This window comes from Abyssibacter sp. (genome assembly GCF_964229365.1).
GTDB lineage: Bacteria > Pseudomonadota > Gammaproteobacteria > Nevskiales > OUC007 > Abyssibacter.
On the sequence record NZ_CAXRDQ010000081.1, the window covers coordinates 17,966 to 37,390 of the forward strand.

Sequence of the window (19,425 nt, forward strand, 5' to 3'; positions counted from 1 at the left end):
AAGGCTCGGGCTGGCGGTTAGGGCTTTTCGGGCTTGGCGGCGGATGGAAACTTGGTGTCGAGCCGGTTGGCGATCAGCTCCACCAACGCGCGGGCCAGGACGGTCTTCGGCGCCGGGCCCAGCGCCTGTTCGCCATCGTTCCAGGCGACCCAAAGCGCATTGTCATCGGTATCGAAACCGCGGCCGTTGCCGACCCAGTTGGCGGCGATCATGTCCAGTCGCTTGGCTTCGAGCTTGCCACGGGCGTAGCCCTCCAGGTCGTCGGTCTCGGCGGCGAAACCGACGGTGAAGACTTCCGGATAGCGCTGCGCCACGTCGGCGAGGATATCGGTGTTCCGCACGAGTTCGAGTTGTTGACGCTCGGCCGACTTCTTGATCTTGGCATCGGCGACTTCGGCGGTGCGGTAGTCGGCCACGGCCGCTGTGGCGATGAATACCTCGGCCTCGGGCAGCTGATCCAGCACGGCTTCATGCATTTGCTGGGCCGTCTCGACATCAATCCGGGTGACGCCGCGAGGAGTGGGCAGACTGACCGGGCCCGCGACCAGCGTGACCTCGGCGCCCAATGCGGCGCAGGTCGCGGCGACGGCGAAACCCATCTTGCCAGATGAGCGATTGGTCAGAAATCGAACGGGGTCCAGCGGCTCCCGGGTTGGTCCGGCCGTGATCAGCACGCCGCGATGGCGCATCGGCCCATCGGCGGCCGCAACGCCAACGCAGGCGTTGATCGCCTCGACAATCTCTGACGGCTCGCTCATGCGTCCCGGACCGGATTCGCGCTCGGCCAGTTCACCGACGCCCGGCCCCACAACGCTGACACCGCGCTCGTCGAGTGTCTGCATGTTGGCCCGCGTCGCCGGGTGCTCCCACATCACCGTGTTCATCGCCGGCGCGACGAGAATCGGAGCGGTGGTCGCCAGGCACAACGTGGTCAGCAGATCATTGCATTGCCCTGTCGCCAGACGGGCGAGGCAATCGGCACTGGCCGGCGCGATCACGACCAGATCCGCCCAGCGCGCCAGTTCGATGTGCCCCATGCCCAGCTCGGCCGCGTGGTCCCAGAGGCTGGTTCGCACGGCATTGCCGGACAAGGCCTGCAAGGTCAGGGGCGTGATGAAACGCTCGGCGTTGGCCGTCATCACGACCTGCACGTTGGCGCCCTGCTTGATCAGCCGGCGCGTCAGCTCGGCTGTCTTGTACGCTGCGATACCACCACAAACGCCCAGCAGAACATTGGGTTGTGCGGACATTGCCGCTCCGGAAAAGTATGGTCGGGCGAATTGTAGCGCGAGGCCAGAACCAGTTTTCCGGTCGCATGGCCCGCGAAGGCAGGCGCGCGCCCCGCTCGCCGCTACCGAGCGATAACATGCTTCGTACTGCATGCCTCAGACCGACCGACTGTGACAGTCGTGGCACCGGCCCGGTCCATGACCTTGCCCCGTACTCATTTTCTGGAGATCCGCCATGCGCGCCCGCGTTCTAGCCCTTCTGCTTTGCTGGCCTTTCGCGTTGCTGGCCACACCCGACCGCGCCGAGGACATCGACCCCATTGCCGTGGGCACGCCCCTGCCCGATGTTCAGGTACAAACCATTGAAGGCGCGTCCATCGGTGCGCGCGAAGCGCTGGCCGGCATGCCCACCGTGATGGTGTTTTTCCGTGGCGGCTGGTGTCCCTATTGCAACCGGCAACTGGCCGAGTTGCGACTGATTCAGGATGACCTGGCCGCGTTGGGCTACCGCCTGGTGGCGGTCAGCCCCGATCGCCCGGAATCGCTGCGGGAGGGCCTGAACAAGACGCCGGTCGACTATCGTTTGCTGTCGGATGCGGCCGCACGGTTGATCCGGGCATTGGGCATCGCGTTTCGTGTGGACGACGCCACCATCGAGCAGTACAAGGGCTACGGTATCGACCTGGAGGCCGCCTCGGGTCATGACCACCACTTGTTGCCAGTCCCGACCGTGCTTCTGGTGGATACCGGCGGCGTGATCCGCTATCGCTACTCGAATGCCGACTACAAGGTGCGGATGGACCCGGACGCCTTGCTCAGCGTCGCCGCCAGCCTGCGCGGCGAGCAGGCCACCACGAACGACCAATAGCAGCCAGCCGCTGCAGCGCCACCATGCCTGCCCTGAGCATTCGTGCCTTTGCACCGCCCGATGAAGACGCCGTGGTCGCGCTGTGGACCAACTGCGAACTCACTCGCCCCTGGAACGACCCCCGCCGCGACATCCAGCGCAAGCTGACCACGCAAGCCGAACTGTTTCTGGTCGGCGAATCCGGCGGCGTGCTGGTGGCCAGCGCCATGGCTGGCTACGACGGCCACCGTGGCTGGGTGAACTATCTGGCCGTCGCGCCGGCATGTCGGGGGCAGGGCTATGGACGGCAGATGATGCGGGCGGTCGAACAACGGCTGGTTGACCTGGGCTGCCCCAAGCTCAACCTGCAAGTCCGTGCAGAGAATCCGGCCGCCCTCGCCTTTTATCAGCGCCTCGGCTACCAGGTGGATGCAGCGGTGAGTCTGGGCAAACGGCTGATCGCGGATGACTGAGCGGCGTCGCCAAACCGTCAAGTGACCGTGCGATCCTCGAAGCAGCGCTGTGCCCCGTGACCCCGTGCACGCCAACCGGTCCCCACCGACGAAAAGCCCCATGATCGACGACACCAACACCGAGTCGCCGCGCTCGCATGGCTCCGCGCGGGAGGTGTTTCTTGCCTTCCTCAAGCTTGGGTTGACCTCGTTCGGCGGTCCGATCGCCCACCTCGGCTATTTCCGCGCGGAGTTGGTCCAACGGCGCGGCTGGGTCACCGAGAGCCAGTTTTCCCAGTTACTGGCGATCTGCCAGTTTCTGCCTGGCCCGGCCAGCAGCCAGCTCGGCTTTACGTTGGGCCTGCTGCGGGGTGGTTGGCGCGGTGCGCTCGCCGCGTTTGTCGCATTCACCCTGCCATCGGCCATTCTCCTGGTGCTGTTCGCAGCCATCGCTCCGGCCTTGCAAGGGCCCGTCGGAATGGCGGTGATCCATGGCTTGAAGCTGGTTGCGCTGGCGGTGGTGGCCAGCGCTGTGCTGGGCATGTCGAAGAAGCTATGCCCGGACCGCCGCCGCCAAGCCATCGCCGTGATCGCGGCCGCCGTCGTGCTCAGCCTGGGCGCTGCCTGGGTGCAGCTGCTCGTGGTGGTCGGCGGTGGCGTTGCCGGCTGGCTGGCCTGCCGTAACTTGCAGCCCAGCCCCGGTGAGCCCTTCCCGACCGGTTACGGCATTCGGCTGGGTGCCGGCTTACTTGCCACATTCCTGCTGCTATTGGTCGGCCTTCCGCTGATCGCCGGGGCCACCCCCACACTCGCAGCCGTCGCCGAAGCCTTCTACCGCGCCGGCGCATTGGTCTTTGGCGGCGGTCACGTGGTGCTGCCCCTGCTGGAAGAAGCCGTCGTCGGGCCCGGCTGGGTGAACCAGGAACAATTCCTCGCGGGTTACGGCGCCGCGCAGGCGATTCCGGGGCCGATGTTCGCGTTCTCGGCCTATCTCGGGGCGGAAATACCCACCGGACATGCCGCGGTGCTCTGCGCGCTGGTCGCGCTGGTCTTCATGTTTCTGCCCGGCTTTCTGCTGGTGTCAGCCGTGCTGCCGGCCTGGGACGCGATCTCGCGTCACGCTGCCACCACACGCGCCATTGCCGGGGTCAATGCCGCCGTCGTCGGCCTGCTTGGCGCAGCGCTTTACGATCCGATCTTCACATCGGCCGTGACTGGCGGCGCGGACCTCGCCATCGCCCTCATCGGCTTCGGGTTGCTGGGCCGATCGCCGTTGTGGGTCGTGCTGTGGTGCGTGGCCGCCAGCGTGGCGATGCAGGCGGCCGGGTTGTCGATACACTAGCCGCCGGATTCTGCATCCGCGTGCCTGCCATGCCCCCATTTCGCCTCGTCGTCACTTGCCGCACTATGAGGACACCTCATCGACTGATCGCGCTGCTGGCTGCGTGCCTGCTGGCAGGCTGCGCGCAAACGCAAGTCGACCCCGGCGAACCGGCGATGAACTCCGAGCTGGAACTGCGCGCCGTCGCCTGGGACGAGTCGCGGCTGGACCGGCTGCGTGATGCCATGCCGGAGCTGCTGCGCACGCACGGCGTCTCCGGTGCGGCGATTGGTTTTGTCGGCGATGGCCGCCTGCAGTGGGCCGAAGGGTTTGGCACCTCCACCGCCGGTGTGGCGATTAGCGCAGACAGCCTGTTTTCGGCCGCCGGCCTGCGGGAGCCGGTGATCGCGGCGCTCACACTGGCCCTGGCGCGGCAGTCTTCCTGGTCGCTCCACAGCCCGTTGACCGATGTCGCCCCGCAGGCCCCCGACTGGGGTCCAGTGGCTCGCCTCACGCCCCGGCAACTCCTGTCGCATACGGCCGGCCTTGCTGCGGGATCCACCGCCCCAACACCGTCATACGACGCCGCACCGGGCGCCTGGCAGCCGTCCGGCGCCGGCTACGATCTGCTCGTCCGAACCCTCGAAGCCGGGCAGAACATGCCGCTACCCCAGCTTGCGGCCGAGCAGCTGTTCGCCGCCGCAGGCATGTCTGACTCGCGCTTTGACGCGGCGGGCAACCTGGTGACGTCCGCTAGGGACTACGCGAAATTCCTGCAGTGGTTGCTAAGCCCGGAGCGCGAGGCTGCCACGCTGGCAACGCTGCTGGGTGTGCAGACCACCGTCGCGCGGCAGCAAGGCCTTTACTGGGGGCTGGGCTGGGGGCTGGAGCGCCGCGCAGACACGGGCCTGACCGCCTTTCACTGGGGCGCCGATCCCCGATTTGTCCACCTCGCCCTGCTGGACCCTGTGCGCCGCCGCGCGCTGGTGGTGCTGACCAACGCCGAAAACGGTCTGGGCCTGCTGGCCGACGCGGTGGCGATTCTCGACGAGGAGCCGCACACGCTGTTTGATTTCGACACGGACGGCGCCGAACAGTAGCCTCGGCGGGTCGACGATACCCGGAGGCGATGGATTGCTGGAGATCCCGTGGCAGGCCCTGGCGCTAGGCGGCACCGTATTGATCGCCGTTTCGGCAGGCATTCACGCATTGCTGCACCTGCCAGACCCGCGCGCCGCCTGGGGCTGGATTGCCGTGACGCTGCTGTTTCCGGTTGCCGGTCCGGTGCTGTATCTGTTGTTCGGAATCAACCGCGTCAAGAGCCGCGCCCGGCAAATCGCCACCGCGCTGCCGGACGAACTGTCGCCGCACGCCCAGGCGGACGTACGCGAAAACCCTGAGCTCCGGGCGCAGCTATCTGCCCATTTATCGCTAATCCATACCGGCGACACCGTGACCCAAAGCCCTCTGCTGGGCGGCAACCGGGTCCGGCCGCTCCGCAATGGCGAAGAGGCTTTTCCAGCGATGCTGGCCGCAATCGACGCGGCCACCGAGTCGGTGGCGCTAGCCACCTACATTTTCGAGACGAACAAGGTGGGCCGGGACGTCATCCAGGCGCTGGAGCGCGCCAAGGCGCGAGGCGTGGACATTCGCGTACTGGTCGACGGCATCGGCGAGCTGTACTCGCTGCCCCGCGCCGTGCGACTGCTCCGGCGTCGCGGCATCCGCTGCGCGCGCTTTCACCCGCCGCGGGTTCTGCCCCCCGCATTGCATATCAACCTGCGCAACCATCGAAAGCTGTTGCTGGTGGACGGATGCATCGGGTTCACCGGCGGCATGAACATCGGCAGCCGCCACATGGTCACCGAGAACCGGCGCACGACGGCCGCAGATACGCATTTTGAAATCGCCGGGCCGGTACTCAACCAGCTCGCCACCGCGTTTGCTGCGGACTGGTATCTGGCCACACGGGAGGTCTGGAGCTCCCCGTTGTGGGCCGACGATCAACCCGCCGCCGGGGCCTCGGTCTGTCGGGTCATCACCGATGGACCGAACGAGGATCTGGATCATCTGCGGCTGGTCCTGCAGGCGGCGATCGTCTCGGCGCGGGAACGCGTGCGGATCATGACGCCGTACTTCCTCCCCCCGCCCGAACTGGAGGCTGCCCTGCTCGGCGCCGCGTTACGCGGCGTGCAGGTCGACATCATCCTGCCCGATCACAACAACGTGCGCGCCGTGCATTACGCCGCGCAGCACATGCTGCATCGGCTGCTGGACCGTGGCATCAATGTGTGGCGTCAGGCACCGCCGTTCTGCCACTCCAAGCTGTTCGTGATCGATGAGCACTACGCCATGATCGGCTCGGCCAACCTCGACCCTCGCAGCCTGCGCTTGAATTTCGAGCTCGGCGTGGAGGTCTACGACACCCGGTTCGCCGAACGCCTGCATGCGATCATTGACGGCGCGATGGATGGCGGCGAGCGATGGACTGCCGAACGGCTGGACGCACGCGGCCCGCTGCGGCGCGTGCGCGATGCGGCCTGCTGGCTGTTCTCGCCTTATCTTTGACCGAGACTTCGAACACGTCGATTGCCCCGCATCGCCACCGTGCCGTCTTGATCGACACCGTGGCGTGCACGACACCATGACCACAAGGATCCGCCTTGCACTACGAACGCATGAAGTGGTGGCTAAACCGGCATCTCTCGATCACGCGGGCCTTGCAGGGCGGGCTGCTCGCCATTGGCGCTCCGCTGGGCTGGCTGTTGATTCTGGCACTGGACGGTCAGCCCCCGGAAACCGCGATCCGCGCCACACCGGGTCTGTTCGCTTACATGCTGTTCGGGACCATGTCCGTGTTCGCCGGTTTCGGCTGGATCATGGGCGGTCACGAGCAGGCCGAGCGCGACCGCGGATTGCATGACGGGCTCACCGGCTTGTACAACGCGGAGTTCTTCCACATTGCACTGGGCAATGTGGTCAGCGCCATGCGGCGTCATGAACAACCCGTCGCGCTGGTGATCTTCGACCTGGATCACTTCAAGCGAATCAACGACAGTTTCGGGCATGCCGCTGGCGACGAGGTCCTGCGCCATGTCGGTCACGCCGTTGCGGACGCGGCCCGCGGCGACGAAATTGTCGCCCGCATCGGCGGTGAGGAATTCGCATTGCTGATGCCGGGTTCGACGCTGCAAGCCGCCGAAACCGCTGCCGAACGCCTGCGCCAGATCATGGCTCAATCCGCCTACTGTGTTGTCGACGGCGAGCGTCATTCGGTGACGGCATCGTTCGGCTGTGCCGCGCGCCAGCAGTGGGCCGAGGCAGTCGGCGAATCTCGGTTTAACGCGGCCGACCAGGCCATGTATGCCGCCAAACAGGCGGGCCGCAATCGCGTGCTCACCGAGGACAACGCGGCCCTGTCCTGATATCAGCACCGATCTCGGAACTAGAGAAACCATCTGGGGACGGGAATGACTGATGTCGATTCGCGACTGGCCGGCCGCCGAGCGCCCGCGTGAAAAACTGCTGGACCGCGGCGCCGCCGCCTTGTCGGATGCCGAGCTGCTGGCGATCTTCCTGCGCACGGGGGTCACGGGTCAGTCGGCCGTTGATCTCGCCCGACAACTGCTGAGTGACTTCGGCGGATTGCGGCCGTTGCTCAACGCCGACCGGTCACGGTTCTGCCACGGACGCGGGCTGGGCGATGCCAAATTTGTCCAGCTTCAGGCCGTGCTCGAAATGGCCCGTCGGCATCTGGCCTCGGAGCTAAAGGATCAGGCGGGCATTACCGACGCCCGCAGCGCGTTCGCGTATCTGCAGGCTCAACTGGCTGACCGCCCGCATGAGGTGTTCTGCGCCCTGTTTCTGGACACCCGGCACCGGGTCATCACCTTCGAGGAGCTGTTCCGCGGCACCATCGACGGTGCCAGCGTGTACCCGCGCGAAGTCGTGAAAACCGCCCTGCAGCACAACGCGGCCGCCGTCATTCTTGCGCACAACCATCCGTCCGGCATCGCCGAACCCAGCCAGGCAGACCGGCACCTCACCAACCGATTGCGCGATGCGTTGGCCCTGGTCGATATCCGCGTGCTGGATCACGTGGTCATCGGCCAGGGCGAGCCGGTGAGCTTTGCCGAGCGGGGCTGGCTCTAAATCCATCGCCGGCGTTGCCGTTCGACCACGATAGCCGTCGCTCGGCCCGCCAAAACCGTGGCTCGTCGCATCAAGGTGGCGAACCGTACTCGCCCGGCGAACCATGCGGTCATGCCCGCACCAGTCATCCGTGCCATGCCGAGCTCCAATGTTGCTGCCCATCCCGCGAACGTCACTGCTCCGTTGCACCTGGCGCCGTCACGAAACACAGGCGCTGCATTGCTCTACCGCGCCGGGCAGGCTTGGCTTGCGGTCGCGATTGCTGGTCAGTTGCTGATGGCGGGGTATGTGGCATGGTTCTATGGTGGGGCAGCGCTGCAAGGCCAGCCCGAGCGCTGGAACAAGACGCTGCAGCAAGGCTATGTGCCCGGCGAGCCCATGCTCAATGCGGTGCTCGCGTCGCATCTGTTTCTGGTGATGGTCATCGTGATAGGCGGCGCACTGCAGCTGTTGCCGTCGCTGCGGCGCTCCTACGCAGGACTGCACCGCTGGATTGGCCGAGGATATCTGGCCACGGCATCGGTACTCAGTTTAAGCGGGCTCTATCTGATCTGGGTCGGTGGCGGTACTCCGGGCGATGTGCCCCAAAAGCTCGGGACCAGCTTCAACGGGTTGCTGATTCTGGTCTTTGCCACCATGGCCTGGCGCGCGGCAAGACGGCGACAGACTGCCTTCCACAGGCGCTGGGCGTTGCGGTTGTTCATTGCGGTCAGCGGGGTGTGGTTCTTCCGCCTGGCGCTCACGCTTTGGCTGGCAATTCACCAGGCGCCCGTGGGATTCGACCCCGAAACGTTCACCGGGCCAACGCTGAGCATTCTGACCTTCGCCCAGTTCCTGGTCCCGCTCGCGGTGCTGGAACTCTATTTTCGCGCCCAGGCCTCGCCGGCATCCCGTCTGTGGCAACCGACCTCGGTGGTGCTGGTCGCCGCAACGCTATTGACGGCCGCAGGCATCACCACCGCGTCGATGATGTTGTGGCTGCCACGGTTCTGACCGGCACCGGAATTCTGCCGAGCGCTGTTCTATGCTCGCGCCATGGGTACAAGCAATGCCGTGACCACTGATGCGAGCTGGACGCAGATCGTTCACTGGCGCAGGCTGCGCTTCGTCCTCATTCTCGCCACGTTGCCAGCTCTGCCGATCGGTTTGAGTTGGGACTCCGGGTTGCCAGCAGCGCTTTATCGCACCTGGTCGATGGGACTCGTGGGCATGGTCATCTTCGGCTTGCTGGAACGCTGGCCACGTCGGTTGCCGCGCTGGCTAGCACGCTGGGTCTTGCAGGTCATCAGTGTCGCGCTGGCCATGCCAATCACGGTATTTGTGATTTATGTCGCCTCCACACCGGACTCGGCCCCCGCATTCTGGACCGAGGAGCGACGGCTGTCGGGGTTTTTTATGCTCAGCGTCTTTGGTTTGCTCCTCGCACCGTGGGGCGCCCTCGGCGCGCTGGTCCGCCAGCGGGAGAGCATCGTGCAGGAACAGGCATTGCGCTTTGAGCTGGAACGCAGCGAACTGGAGCGTCAGGCCTTGGATGCCCAGCTGCGGCTGATGCAGGGGCAGGTATCGCCGCATTTTCTGTTCAACACCCTGGCCAACGTGCAAAGCCTGGTGGAAGACGAATCCCCCAAAGCTCGCGATGTCCTGCGCAGCCTAATCGCCTACTTGCGCGCTGCCGTGCCTCGCCTGGAGCAAACATCGACCACGCTAGAGCAGGAATTGGAACTGGTTCGGTCCTATCTCGAGGTGATGCAAATGCGGATGTCCGACCGACTGGCATTTACGCTCGATATGGATGAGGCGACCAAACCCTTGGCGTGCCCGCCAACCACCGTACTCACACTCATCGAAAACGCGATCCGCCATGGAATTGATCCCAGCGAACAGGGTGGACACATTTTTGTCACCGTGCGGCTGCGAGAGCATCGCTGTCGCATTGTCGTTCGCGATACCGGTTTGGGTCTGGCATCGGCTACGCCGGGTTTGGGAACGGGGCTGAAATCACTTCGCTCGCGGCTACGCTTGGCGTTCGACGATACCGTTCGGTTGCGCATCCAGGAATGCGAGCCGCGTGGAGTCGAGGTCGAACTAGAGTTTCCCGCCCAGGTGGCTGCGATATGAGCACCGCGGCGCCGACAGCCTTGGTTGCAGAGGATGAGCCGCTGCTCCGGCAACGTCTGATCAGACAACTCGGGAATGTCTGGCCGCAACTACAAGTCGTGGCCGAGGCCCGTAACGGGCGCGAGGCCATCGAGACATTCGAGTCGGCGCAGCCGGATATCTGCTTCCTCGATATCAGTATGCCGGGCGCAAACGGTATCGAGGTGGCTCAGCAGGTCGGACACCGCGCGCACATCGTCTTCGTGACCGCCTACGATGAATACGCCGTTCAGGCATTTGCCGAGGGCGTGCTCGATTATCTGGTCAAGCCGGTCGAGTCCGAGCGACTGGCCGATTGCGTCTCAAGATTGCAGCAACGGCTAGCCGAAGCGCGGCCCGTGCCCTCGATCGACGCAGTCTTGCAGACTTTGTTGAGCAAGCTGGAGCGCGTACAGCCGCAGGATTCGTTGCGCTGGATCCGAGCCCAGACCGGACAGACCACCCAGCTGATCCCGGTGGACGATGTCGATTATTTCCAGTCGGACAGCAAGTACACACGCGTGGCCTGGCGCGATGAATCCGGCAGGCCTCTGGAATCGCTGGTCCGCCTGCCGCTGCGCCAGTTACTGAACCAGCTTGAGGCGGAACAGTTCGTACAGATTCACCGCTCCGTGATCGTCGACCTCAATGCGGCCAGCCACTTGCAGCGGCACGACAACGAGACAGGCACGCTACACCTGCGCGGACGACGCGAAACATTGCCGGTTAGCCGAGGTTTCCTCGGCGTCTTCCGGCAAATGTAGGGGCGGACGCTACGGCGCTATCGCCCCTTCTGGCGGCGCCGGTCGCAGCACACCGTCCGGCACCTGCAGGCCGTTGGCAGCGATGCCGGCACGCGAGGCTTCGGTGCGTTCCCAGGTTTGGAGGAACACCTCGGCCGAGTTGTAGAGGTGGCCGATCTGGTCGGCAGTGCCTTCCAGCCGAAGCTCCTCGACAAAACCGCTGAGCATGCCGTGGTGGGCATTGCCGTCGATGTCCTGATGCCAGGTGCGCTGGATCACGCCGTCGGCATCGGTCGAGCTGGGCTGATGGAACTGGACCGGCTCGACATTGGCAAAGGCCGGCAGCGCGTCGAACACATCACCGGCGAACAGGGTGTAGGGGTAGACGACGGCGTCCTCGGCCTCGAAATCGCCGCGCGGGCCGGTCTGCGAGGACAAGCCGTTGGTGTCGGTGCCGTAGCCGAACCCGAACAGCGGGCGCTGCTCGGCGGGCATGTCCGATACGGCCATCTGGTAGATGCCGAAGGTCTCGTCCAGGTCGTCGCGGAACCCGCGGCTGGAGCCATTGCTGGGATAGAGGAACCCGCCACCACGCAGCACGCGGGCCGCCTGGTCGATGGTTGTGCCACCAAAGGTGCCATGCGTGGACACCAGCGGGTAGACAGGGTTCTGGGCTTCGGCCAGTTCCAGGGCCTGGGTCTTCATGCCCATTTCCATGTGATCGAAATCGAAGATGAATCCGAGTTCCATCATCTTGCCGTAGGTGTACAGGCCGGCGGGTGTCATCCAGCGTGCGTTGCACTGACGCAGATCGGCCGGGTAGCACGGCGTTGTGCCGCCGGAGCGCCCACCCTGGCCTGTCGGCACACACAAGGGCTGGGACAGGAAGCTCTGGCTACTGCCACCAGAACTACCCCACAGATAGCCGGTGAAGTCCTGCGTTTCGCCTTCAATCGGGCAGTCGTAGGTGGTCCAGAATTCGCCCGTGGGTGTTTCCGTGGTCTGGAGGTTCTCGGCCAGCTCGGTGACCTGCGCCGGGTCCAGATTACCGCTCAGCAGGCCGGTGATCTCGGCGACGTCGCCGGACGGGATGCCTCCGGAATTCTCGCGGTTGCCCAGGTTTAATACCAGGCCATCAAAAATCCCGTTGCCGCCGAAGGCATTGTCGAACTCGTGGATGGAGATGATCTGCCGCACGCCCCAATCGTGCACGCGCTGCATCTGCGTGAGGATGGAGTTGGGCTGACCCTCTTCGACGGTGCAGCCGTAGCTGTTCTCGATGCCGCCGGAACCGTCCTCTTGCGCCGGCGTTTGGGTACGGGCCGGTTGATAGGTGAGCTTGCAGTCGAAGAGATTGGAAATCTCGATGCCCAGCACCACGGCCATCTTGCCGTCCTCGATCACTGTTCGGGCCTCGGCAGGGTCGTGCACGATCTGGAAAAACCCTTTGCCGCGGCCGCCGTACTGGGCATCGATGTAGTCCTGCATGCCGTACATGGTGCCGGCCTGGCGCCCGGCATTGTTCATGGAATTGCAGTCTTCGGTCGGATTGCCGGCCGCGTTGCGTTGCAGCTCGCAAAGCGTTTCGTTGTCGACGAGATCATTAACCGCTAACCGCAGACCCGCCGCCCAGGAGCGTTCCAGCCACTTCCAGTAAATCGCTTCGTGCGTGAGCATGCCGCGGGCAGGCCAGTCGGTGAATGTCGGGTAGCCGTCGGTGGCATGGCCATCGACATCGTTCGTGAATAGGCCGCCAACGAGATCCAGCTGCCCCGTCGGTCCGTGGCTTGCGGAACAGTTCCCTAGCGCATGCTCCACGCCGAACTTGTGGTAGGGGCGCCCCCATTCGGCGCCGCCCAGAAACTCCGATGCGCTGATATGCACATGGACATCGGCGTGGCCAAGCACGGTGCCATCAGCCTGCGTTCCGGAGAACGGCGTACCCGAGAAATTGCTGGACGCCTCAGGATAAGCCGCGCAGCCGGATGCCGGTTCGATGGCAAAGCTCTGACTGTCCCCGTCGGCTGCCGCCACGGTCACCAGCGCCCCGCTGTCGTCGACAGCCAGGCGCGTGTCCGTGGTCAACGAATCCAACGTGAATGCCGCGTAGAGGCCGTTCGGGTCGACGAAATTCCGATAGGCCGCGACGGTCTCGGGAGAGGGCTCCGTGTGATACACGGGAGTCGGCGGGTAGTCGGTAGCGTCGCCGAGGCCCAGCACCGTCCACTCGGATTCGTCGGTGGCATCGGCGCTGCCGACCTGGGTCAGCGCGGGCGGCGAGTCCACGCTCAGCAACTGTCGCTGGCTGTCGTACAACGCGTATTTGCCCAGGGCTGTGGCCTTGAAGAAGAACGGCTCGGCGCCCGTCACATCCGCTGCATCGGTCCGGTACGCCGCACCATCGCGCACCACGTACTGATCGTTCGCGACGGACCGTAGCGCCCAGCACTGGCCGGCCATGGCGTAGCGTGTTTTGCTCCCCGCGCTGGCGAGGTTCTCTTCGCTGGTATCGTCGGCAGAGTCGCAGCCAGGATCGTTCAGGTCGATCAACCCATCGGCGTCGTTGTCCAGGCCATCAGCACAGACAGCCACCGAAGGCTGATCACCGTCCGGCGTGCCTCCAAGATTCTGATTTCCACCACATCCCGCGATTAGCAACAGGGCCAATACGCCCGCCGCGCCAAAAGTATGTCGCACCATGATCTCCTCGCACCCCACCCGGTCAATCCGGATTTGTTCTGTCGTTATTAGGGAACAGATTACCGCGGGAAGAAGCGGATGGCCTATCGTAGTTATGACCCAAGTCCTTCCGGCCAAGACGCGGCAGACGTCCCGCCACCACCGAGGAGCTCCGTGAACCGATCGTTGATACTCTTTGCCGCGCTGACAGCAGCGCTGCTCATCGGCTTGTTTTTCCTGTTCAAACCCACGCCACCGTCGCCGGCCGTGACAGTTGAAACACCCACCGCCGCCACCGATGAAGCAGGCTCTTCGACAGCGCAACCTGCGCCAACCCCCGAAGCGCAACCCGTTCGACTAGTCCTGGCGCAGGGCCACCTCAGCGACGGACCGGCGATCATCCGGGTGGAGCAAGGCACCAGGCTGCGGCTGACGATCGTCTCGGACGGCGCCGGAGAATGGCACCTGCACGGCTACGATCTGCATGCACAGCTAACGGAGCAGACGCCGGCCGAGGTGACATTCGTGGCCGCACACAGCGGACGCTTCGAACATGAACTGCACGGCACGGGGCAGCATGCCCACGGTGCCCTGGGCGTGATCGAGGTGTACCCGCCGTCCCCGTGATACCTGTGCGCGCGCCTGGAAACAGCGGCCTGCGGACGTTGGTCGCCGCGGCCATCGCCTGCGCGTCGCCAGCCGTTTTCGGACATTCCTTCGGACGGGTGTACAACCTGCCCGTACCGTTCTGGATGTATGCCTGGGGCGCCACCGGCGCCCTGCTGGCGTCGTTTGTGGTCGTCGCCTACGTCGTCACACGCTCGCCGGCCGCAAGCGCGAGCGCTGCCGTGGATTTGACCCGCCTCAGGGCAGGCAGGTGGCGGCATGGCCGCGTATGGTCGCGCGCGTTGCAAACGCTGGCGGCGATTCCGCTGGCGCTTTGCATCGCGACCGGACTCTGGGGAGTGGACAGCCCCTACGGCAACTTCAACCTCACGGCATTCTGGATCGTGTTCGTCCTGGGGCTGACCTACGTCACCGCCATGACCGGGGACCTGTACCGCGTCGCCAACCCCTGGCGTGGCCTCGCAGATCTCGGAGCCGCGGTCACAAGCCGCCTGCGACGCCGACCGGCCGCAGGGCCTGCTCTGCGGTATCCAGTGTGGCTGGGGTACTGGCCAGCCGTGGTCCAGTATCTCGCGTTCATCTGGCTCGAGTTGTTCGGTCAGCACACGCCGCGCGGTCTCGCCGCCTGCCTGCTGGTCTACACCGGCATCACCCTGATCGGTGCCTGGCTGTTCGGCAGCCGGGCCTGGTTTCGGTACGCCGATGTCTTCGCGGTGTTCTTTCGCCAGATCGCCCGCATGTCGCCGCTCCAGTGGACAGATCGGCGGAATGGGCAAAGGCTGGAACTGCGCTGGCCATTCGCAGCTACCGCCGACCGACCGGCGGAGAGCCTCTCCGCCCTGGTCTTCATCCTGCTCATGCTGTCGTCCACGGCATTCGACGGGCTAAGCGACACGCTGGCCTGGCGGCGGGTGTTATGGGCGGATCTCTACAACGCCGGGCTTAAGCACTGGATTGGGGACAATCCGCTGGCCGCGTTTCCGGCTATGCGACAAATCGATCGCTGGTGGAACTCGGCCTGGCTGCTCGCGTCCCCATGGATCTACCTGGCGGTCTACGCCGCCTTTGTCTGGCTAAGCGGCCGGGTTGTTCGGGCGCAGATCGCGTTTCGCCGCCTTGCGCTGGCATTCGCGCCGACGCTGCTGCCGATTGCGCTGGCCTATCACTTCACCCACTACTACACCTTGCTCCAAACCCAGGGCGTCAAGATCATCCAGCTGGTCTCCGACCCGTTCGGTTTCGGCTGGAATCTGTTCGGCACGGCCGACTGGATGCAGCGCACGATCATTCCGGATGCGGGTACGGTGTGGCACGTGCAGGTCGGATTGATCGTCCTGGGTCACATCATCAGCGTTTATCTGGCACACTGCGTCGCGCTTCGCCTGTTCGGAACCCGGCGCGAAGCGGCGATCAGCCAGCTACCCATGCTGGTGTTGATGATCGGCCTGACGGCCTCCGGCTTGTGGATTCTGTCCCAACCGCTTGCAACCGCCGGGTAAGGAATTTACAGCTTCGGCACAGCATCGTTGGCGTCGCGTCTCCGTTCGCCTTCACGGGGCTTGTCGGATGCCCCACAGACCGTTAGAATCCGCGGCCTTTCGCTAGCGGGGCCACGTTGTGTTTGGCCCGTCCCCGAGGAAGCAATCATGTCCAGAGTGTGTCAAGTCACCGGCAAGCGTCCGATGGCCGGTTTCAACGTGTCGCACGCGAACAATCGCACGAAGCGCCGTTTTCTGCCCAACCTGCAGGATCATCGTTTCTGGGTGGAAACCGAGAATCGTTTCGTGAAGCTGCGTGTCTCCACCAAAGGGATGCGCATCATCGACAAGGACGGCATCGATTCCGTCCTCGCTGACATCCGCAAGCGCGGGGAGAAGGTCTGATGGCTAAGAAAGGCGTACGCGACAAGATCAAGCTGGTGTCGACAGCCGACACCGGGTTCTTCTACACCACGATGAAGAACAAGCGGAACACCCCCGGCAAGATGGAGATCAAGAAATTTGATCCCGTGGTCCGCAAGCACGTGATGTTCAAGGAAGCCAAGATCAAGTAGAGCTGCTCTGCCTGATGGACTTCCTGACGAGAAAGCCCGCGGCCCGCGGGCTTTTTTGTGCCTGTCAGGACAACGCCGATGCCCGAATTACCTGAGGTCGAAACCATACGCCGGGGCGTGGAGCCGCACGTTCAGGGGCGGACGATCGTCCACACCCTGGTCCGCGACCGCCGCCTGCGCTTTGGCGTGCCGGAAGATCTCGAGATACGTTTGCAGGACCAGCCCATTGTCGGCCTGCGCCGCCGCGCGAAGTATCTGATCTTCGAGCTGCCGACCGGCGCCCTGCTGATTCACCTGGGCATGTCCGGACGGCTGCATGTCCTGATGCCGGAGGCGATGCCGGCGCCCGGCAAGCATGCGCACCTGGACCTCGGGCTCGACGACGGGACGGTGCTGCGGCTGACCGACCCCCGCCGCTTCGGCATGGCGCTATGGGCCAGCAAACCGGTGGATCAGCACAAGCTGCTCCATGCGCTCGGGCCGGAACCGACACCGCAGGACTGGTCAGCGGAACAGCTCATCCGTGCATGCCACCATCGCAGCGCATCGATCAAATCGGTGCTGATGGATCAGCGGGTAGTCGTCGGCGTCGGCAACATCTACGCGAATGAGGCGCTGTTCCAGTCCGGCATCCACCCCAACCGCCCGGCCGGCCGGATCAGCGCGCGCCGGCTCCAGTTGCTGCACGCGGCGGTGATCGAGGTGCTGGATGAGGCCATCCGCCAAGGCGGCACCACGCTACGCGACTTCAGCGGCGCCGACGGACTGCCTGGCTACTTCCAGCTTTCGGTATCGGTGTACCAGCGCGAAGGTCACCCCTGCCCGAATTGCGGCGTAGCAATCCGCCGAATGGTGATCGGGCAACGAGCCACCTTCTGGTGTCCGGACTGCCAGCGTTAGGGACACAGTGATTGATTCACTGCCGCCGCGTTCCCACGGGTTCACGTAATCCGGCTGTGACATCCATCAGGTGCTCAAATTGAACGTTGCGACTAAGCTGGCTCAATGAACTCTTCATTGAGCGTCAATGACCTGTCCTCTTTTTTCGCGGCCCGCCAGCATGTGCTGGCTGCACTGCTGTTCGGTTCCTTCGCGACAGGTCGAGCCAACATGCAGAGCGACCTGGACATCGCGGTCATTCCCGACAACCCTCTGTCGGCGAACCAGACGATGGCACTGGTTCGCGATCTGGCCATACAGTTCGGCCGCCCGGTGGACGTCATTGACCTCGCTGTCCAGCATGGCCCCGTCGCCAGCGAGGCACTGACGCGAGGCCGACTCGTGTATTGCGCCGACCCTGTGGCTTATGCCGAGCGCCTTCGTCGCATGGTCTATGACCAGGAAGATTTCGTTTCCGTACTCCGCAAAGCAGACCGAATGGTTATTCAGAGATGGTTGAAGACGTCGTAAGAAACAAGATTCGGTCGCTGATGCGGAGTCTGGAGCGAGTCCGGACGAAAATTCCCGCTTCTGCCGACGCGTTGGCGAACGATGTCGATCTGCAAGACATTGTCGTCATTAATCTGGAACGCGCCGTCCAGCAGGCGGTGGACATCGCCACTTATGTCATCGCCGATCACGGCCTCCGTGCGCCCAGTGACATGGCGGATGGATTCCGCATTTTGTCCGAGCAAGGCTGGATCAGCGACGCCACGGCCTCCTCAATGCGTGCAGCGACCGGGTTCCGCAATATCGCCGTCCATGAGTACGACAAGCTGAACTGGCAAATTGTCTACACGATCGGCACCGTGCATTTGGATGATTTTCGACGCTATGTCGCCGAATTGAACGAAAGCTCGGCCATCAGGCTCTGACCGCAGTCCTAGCCGAGTATCCCCGCTGCGCTGCTCATCACCGGCGTCACCGCAATCGCTTTGAACACGATGAGCTGGCCGATACCGACGCAAAGCCCAAGGGCCGCGCCGACTGCGATCAGCATCCACTCGTCTTCCTGGAACGCGGGACGCAACATCTGCTCGAACTTCGGCGGGGACAGGCGTTCCAGACGCGAGGACAGCACGGTGGCGATATCCATCGCGTCCTTGGCGTAGTCGTCCACGACATGCAGTGTTTCCGGCAGGCGCTTGACCAGCCGTTCCACTGCGGTTTGCTTCATCTGGATGTACTTGCGCGAGCCGACTGCGAGCGCCACAAACGGGCGAGCGAATCCGGCTTGCTCGTCGATGGCACGCTGCACGTTGCGGGCGATAAGCGAGAACACCCGACCGGAATGCACACCGGTGAGCACGGCTTCGAGGATCTTGCGCGGAGTGACGATCTCGTCGGCGATCAAGCGAGCGTAGTCGTGGGCGACTTCCTTCTGACGCTTGTGAAACAGGCCCTGGATGGTGAATGGACCGACCTTGTGAGGCATTTGCGGGCGGAAGATCATCCGCAGCGCGATGTAGTTGGTCAGATAGCCGACCAGCAAACCGAACAGCGGGAGCTGAAAGTCGCCCTTGTAAAACGTCCAGCCAATCATTTGGCAAAGTCCGAATACACAGCCGAAGTAAAAGCCGGACCGGCCGATGAATACGAACTCTTGCCGCCCGGTCTCTAGAAACACACGGTTGATCAGCGATTTGTCGGCCGTCAGCGTGTTCGTGACCATGCGCTTGAGATCAAATACCTGATCGATGCTGTCCTTGATCTGATCCATGATCTCGGCCACAACCTCGGGAGAGCCCTGCTGCGCCCGGCGGATCATCATGTCGCGAATGCGTAACGGGACGGTTTCCCAGATCGTCGGTTCGAACTCGGTCATGATCTCGTCGATCAACTGATCGACCAGCTCCAGCACCGGCCCTTCGAGTTCTTCGGCGACCCGATCCGGATCCAGCCGCTCGAACACCTCGCGCTCGGACACCAGATTCGGTACCAGCGTATCGCAGGCGATACCGGCCATTTTTTCCGCCTTGCGCGGCACCACCCCCTGCCAACCCAGCAGCGGTGGCTTGCCGACGAACTCCTTGGGAAAAAACATCATCTTGATCGCCAGCACATTGGTCACGTACCCCACGAGACCGCTGGTGATGGGCATCGACAGATACAGCCAGAGATTGGCTTGAAAATCCGCCCAGGCTGCTTCGAGCATGCAAACGTGTCCTTGTTATTGTCGGCCGTCGGCGATGGAGCCCTGCATCTTATAACGTCCCGCCGCATCGCAGAGTGGTCGCGGCGCCGGGG

Annotated in this window: 20 protein-coding genes; 17 read left to right on the forward strand and 3 right to left on the reverse strand. The window is 64.1% G+C overall.

Annotated features, from left to right (window positions below):
• Positions 1-17: 17 nt before the first annotated feature.
• Positions 18-1,250 carry a bifunctional phosphopantothenoylcysteine decarboxylase/phosphopantothenate--cysteine ligase CoaBC gene (coaBC, locus tag ACE1EY_RS13690; protein ID WP_370300422.1) on the reverse strand — a complete coding sequence of 411 codons (1,233 nt, stop codon included), beginning with the start codon at positions 1,248-1,250 and terminating at the stop codon, positions 18-20.
• A gap of 214 nt (positions 1,251-1,464) precedes the next feature.
• Here coaBC and ACE1EY_RS13695 point away from each other — a divergent pair, with 214 nt between their 5' ends.
• The 10 genes from ACE1EY_RS13695 (at position 1,465) to ACE1EY_RS13740 (ending at position 10,901) form a co-directional block, all read left to right on the forward strand.
• Positions 1,465-2,097, forward strand: coding sequence for a peroxiredoxin-like family protein (locus ACE1EY_RS13695; RefSeq protein WP_370300424.1), 633 nt, complete (start codon positions 1,465-1,467; stop codon positions 2,095-2,097).
• A gap of 23 nt (positions 2,098-2,120) precedes the next feature.
• Positions 2,121-2,549: a GNAT family acetyltransferase gene (locus ACE1EY_RS13700; protein WP_370300425.1), complete on the forward strand. Its 429-nt coding sequence runs from the start codon at positions 2,121-2,123 to the stop codon at positions 2,547-2,549.
• Between the two features lie 100 nt (positions 2,550-2,649).
• Positions 2,650-3,870: a chromate efflux transporter gene (gene chrA / locus ACE1EY_RS13705; RefSeq protein WP_370300426.1), complete on the forward strand. Its 1,221-nt coding sequence runs from the start codon at positions 2,650-2,652 to the stop codon at positions 3,868-3,870.
• 65 nt (positions 3,871-3,935) lie between these two features.
• The gene (locus ACE1EY_RS13710; protein ID WP_370300428.1) at positions 3,936-4,949 is read left to right on the forward strand and encodes a serine hydrolase domain-containing protein; all 1,014 of its coding nucleotides are present in this window, start codon (positions 3,936-3,938) and stop codon (positions 4,947-4,949) included.
• Positions 4,950-4,983: 34 nt separating this feature from the next.
• Positions 4,984-6,417, forward strand: a complete 1,434-nt coding sequence (locus ACE1EY_RS13715; protein ID WP_370300429.1) for a phospholipase D-like domain-containing protein — start codon at positions 4,984-4,986, stop codon at positions 6,415-6,417.
• A gap of 95 nt (positions 6,418-6,512) precedes the next feature.
• Entirely contained in the window at positions 6,513-7,274 is a 762-nt protein-coding gene (locus tag ACE1EY_RS13720; RefSeq protein ID WP_370300430.1) for a GGDEF domain-containing protein, read from the forward strand.
• 52 nt (positions 7,275-7,326) lie between these two features.
• Complete coding sequence (radC, locus tag ACE1EY_RS13725) at positions 7,327-8,001, forward strand: DNA repair protein RadC (protein WP_370300431.1); 675 nt, start codon at positions 7,327-7,329, stop codon at positions 7,999-8,001.
• A gap of 135 nt (positions 8,002-8,136) precedes the next feature.
• The gene (locus ACE1EY_RS13730; protein WP_370300432.1) at positions 8,137-8,994 is read left to right on the forward strand and encodes a DUF2306 domain-containing protein; all 858 of its coding nucleotides are present in this window, start codon (positions 8,137-8,139) and stop codon (positions 8,992-8,994) included.
• 42 nt (positions 8,995-9,036) lie between these two features.
• Positions 9,037-10,119: a histidine kinase gene (locus ACE1EY_RS13735; RefSeq protein ID WP_291513763.1), complete on the forward strand. Its 1,083-nt coding sequence runs from the start codon at positions 9,037-9,039 to the stop codon at positions 10,117-10,119.
• Complete coding sequence (locus ACE1EY_RS13740; RefSeq protein ID WP_291513762.1) at positions 10,116-10,901, forward strand: LytTR family DNA-binding domain-containing protein; 786 nt, start codon at positions 10,116-10,118, stop codon at positions 10,899-10,901. The genes ACE1EY_RS13735 and ACE1EY_RS13740 overlap by 4 nt, the downstream gene beginning before the upstream one ends.
• Before the next feature lie 9 nt (positions 10,902-10,910).
• Here the strand turns inward: ACE1EY_RS13740 and ACE1EY_RS13745 are convergent, their stop codons facing one another.
• Positions 10,911-13,580 carry a hypothetical protein gene (locus tag ACE1EY_RS13745; protein ID WP_291513761.1) on the reverse strand — a complete coding sequence of 890 codons (2,670 nt, stop codon included), beginning with the start codon at positions 13,578-13,580 and terminating at the stop codon, positions 10,911-10,913.
• 153 nt (positions 13,581-13,733) lie between these two features.
• Here ACE1EY_RS13745 and ACE1EY_RS13750 point away from each other — a divergent pair, with 153 nt between their 5' ends.
• The 7 genes from ACE1EY_RS13750 to ACE1EY_RS13780 all read left to right on the forward strand — a co-directional run bounded on the left by ACE1EY_RS13750 (position 13,734) and on the right by ACE1EY_RS13780 (position 18,053).
• Positions 13,734-14,186 carry a hypothetical protein gene (locus ACE1EY_RS13750; protein WP_291513760.1) on the forward strand — a complete coding sequence of 151 codons (453 nt, stop codon included), beginning with the start codon at positions 13,734-13,736 and terminating at the stop codon, positions 14,184-14,186.
• A gap of 5 nt (positions 14,187-14,191) precedes the next feature.
• Positions 14,192-15,685 (forward strand): hypothetical protein, encoded by a 1,494-nt coding sequence (locus ACE1EY_RS13755; protein WP_291513759.1) that lies wholly within the window; start codon positions 14,192-14,194, stop codon positions 15,683-15,685.
• A gap of 147 nt (positions 15,686-15,832) precedes the next feature.
• Positions 15,833-16,069: a 50S ribosomal protein L28 gene (gene rpmB, locus ACE1EY_RS13760; protein WP_291513758.1), complete on the forward strand. Its 237-nt coding sequence runs from the start codon at positions 15,833-15,835 to the stop codon at positions 16,067-16,069.
• On the forward strand, positions 16,069-16,239 hold the full coding sequence (rpmG, locus tag ACE1EY_RS13765; protein ID WP_109719079.1) for a 50S ribosomal protein L33: 171 nt from the start codon (positions 16,069-16,071) through the stop codon (positions 16,237-16,239). Before rpmB ends, rpmG begins: the two co-directional genes overlap by 1 nt.
• Positions 16,240-16,317: 78 nt before the next feature.
• Positions 16,318-17,139 (forward strand): bifunctional DNA-formamidopyrimidine glycosylase/DNA-(apurinic or apyrimidinic site) lyase, encoded by an 822-nt coding sequence (mutM, locus tag ACE1EY_RS13770; protein WP_370300433.1) that lies wholly within the window; start codon positions 16,318-16,320, stop codon positions 17,137-17,139.
• A 105-nt stretch (positions 17,140-17,244) separates the two neighbouring features.
• A complete protein-coding gene (locus ACE1EY_RS13775) occupies positions 17,245-17,649 on the forward strand; it encodes a nucleotidyltransferase domain-containing protein (RefSeq protein ID WP_370300434.1) in 405 nt (134 codons plus the stop codon).
• Between the two features lie 20 nt (positions 17,650-17,669).
• Positions 17,670-18,053: a DUF86 domain-containing protein gene (locus ACE1EY_RS13780; protein WP_370300451.1), complete on the forward strand. Its 384-nt coding sequence runs from the start codon at positions 17,670-17,672 to the stop codon at positions 18,051-18,053.
• A gap of 8 nt (positions 18,054-18,061) precedes the next feature.
• On the opposite strand, the gene ACE1EY_RS13785 is transcribed toward ACE1EY_RS13780, so the two are convergent.
• The gene (locus tag ACE1EY_RS13785; RefSeq protein ID WP_291513754.1) at positions 18,062-19,333 is read right to left on the reverse strand and encodes a DUF445 domain-containing protein; all 1,272 of its coding nucleotides are present in this window, start codon (positions 19,331-19,333) and stop codon (positions 18,062-18,064) included.
• Between the last annotated feature and the right edge of the window lie 92 nt (positions 19,334-19,425).

Coding starts and splice junctions, on each gene's coding strand:
- ACE1EY_RS13695 (WP_370300424.1), top strand. CDS start 1,465: ATGCGCGCCCGCGTTCTAGCCCTTCTGCTTTGCTGGCCTTTCGCGTTG.
- ACE1EY_RS13735 (WP_291513763.1), top strand. CDS start 9,037: ATGGGTACAAGCAATGCCGTGACCACTGATGCGAGCTGGACGCAGATC.
- ACE1EY_RS13775 (WP_370300434.1), top strand. CDS start 17,245: ATGAACTCTTCATTGAGCGTCAATGACCTGTCCTCTTTTTTCGCGGCC.
- ACE1EY_RS13785 (WP_291513754.1), bottom strand. CDS start 19,333: ATGCTCGAAGCAGCCTGGGCGGATTTTCAAGCCAATCTCTGGCTGTAT.
- chrA (WP_370300426.1), top strand. CDS start 2,650: ATGATCGACGACACCAACACCGAGTCGCCGCGCTCGCATGGCTCCGCG.
- ACE1EY_RS13780 (WP_370300451.1), top strand. CDS start 17,670: ATGCGGAGTCTGGAGCGAGTCCGGACGAAAATTCCCGCTTCTGCCGAC.
- ACE1EY_RS13710 (WP_370300428.1), top strand. CDS start 3,936: ATGAGGACACCTCATCGACTGATCGCGCTGCTGGCTGCGTGCCTGCTG.
- radC (WP_370300431.1), top strand. CDS start 7,327: ATGTCGATTCGCGACTGGCCGGCCGCCGAGCGCCCGCGTGAAAAACTG.
- coaBC (WP_370300422.1), bottom strand. CDS start 1,250: ATGTCCGCACAACCCAATGTTCTGCTGGGCGTTTGTGGTGGTATCGCA.
- ACE1EY_RS13700 (WP_370300425.1), top strand. CDS start 2,121: ATGCCTGCCCTGAGCATTCGTGCCTTTGCACCGCCCGATGAAGACGCC.
- mutM (WP_370300433.1), top strand. CDS start 16,318: ATGCCCGAATTACCTGAGGTCGAAACCATACGCCGGGGCGTGGAGCCG.
- rpmB (WP_291513758.1), top strand. CDS start 15,833: ATGTCCAGAGTGTGTCAAGTCACCGGCAAGCGTCCGATGGCCGGTTTC.
- ACE1EY_RS13730 (WP_370300432.1), top strand. CDS start 8,137: ATGCCGAGCTCCAATGTTGCTGCCCATCCCGCGAACGTCACTGCTCCG.
- rpmG (WP_109719079.1), top strand. CDS start 16,069: ATGGCTAAGAAAGGCGTACGCGACAAGATCAAGCTGGTGTCGACAGCC.
- ACE1EY_RS13745 (WP_291513761.1), bottom strand. CDS start 13,580: ATGGTGCGACATACTTTTGGCGCGGCGGGCGTATTGGCCCTGTTGCTA.
- ACE1EY_RS13740 (WP_291513762.1), top strand. CDS start 10,116: ATGAGCACCGCGGCGCCGACAGCCTTGGTTGCAGAGGATGAGCCGCTG.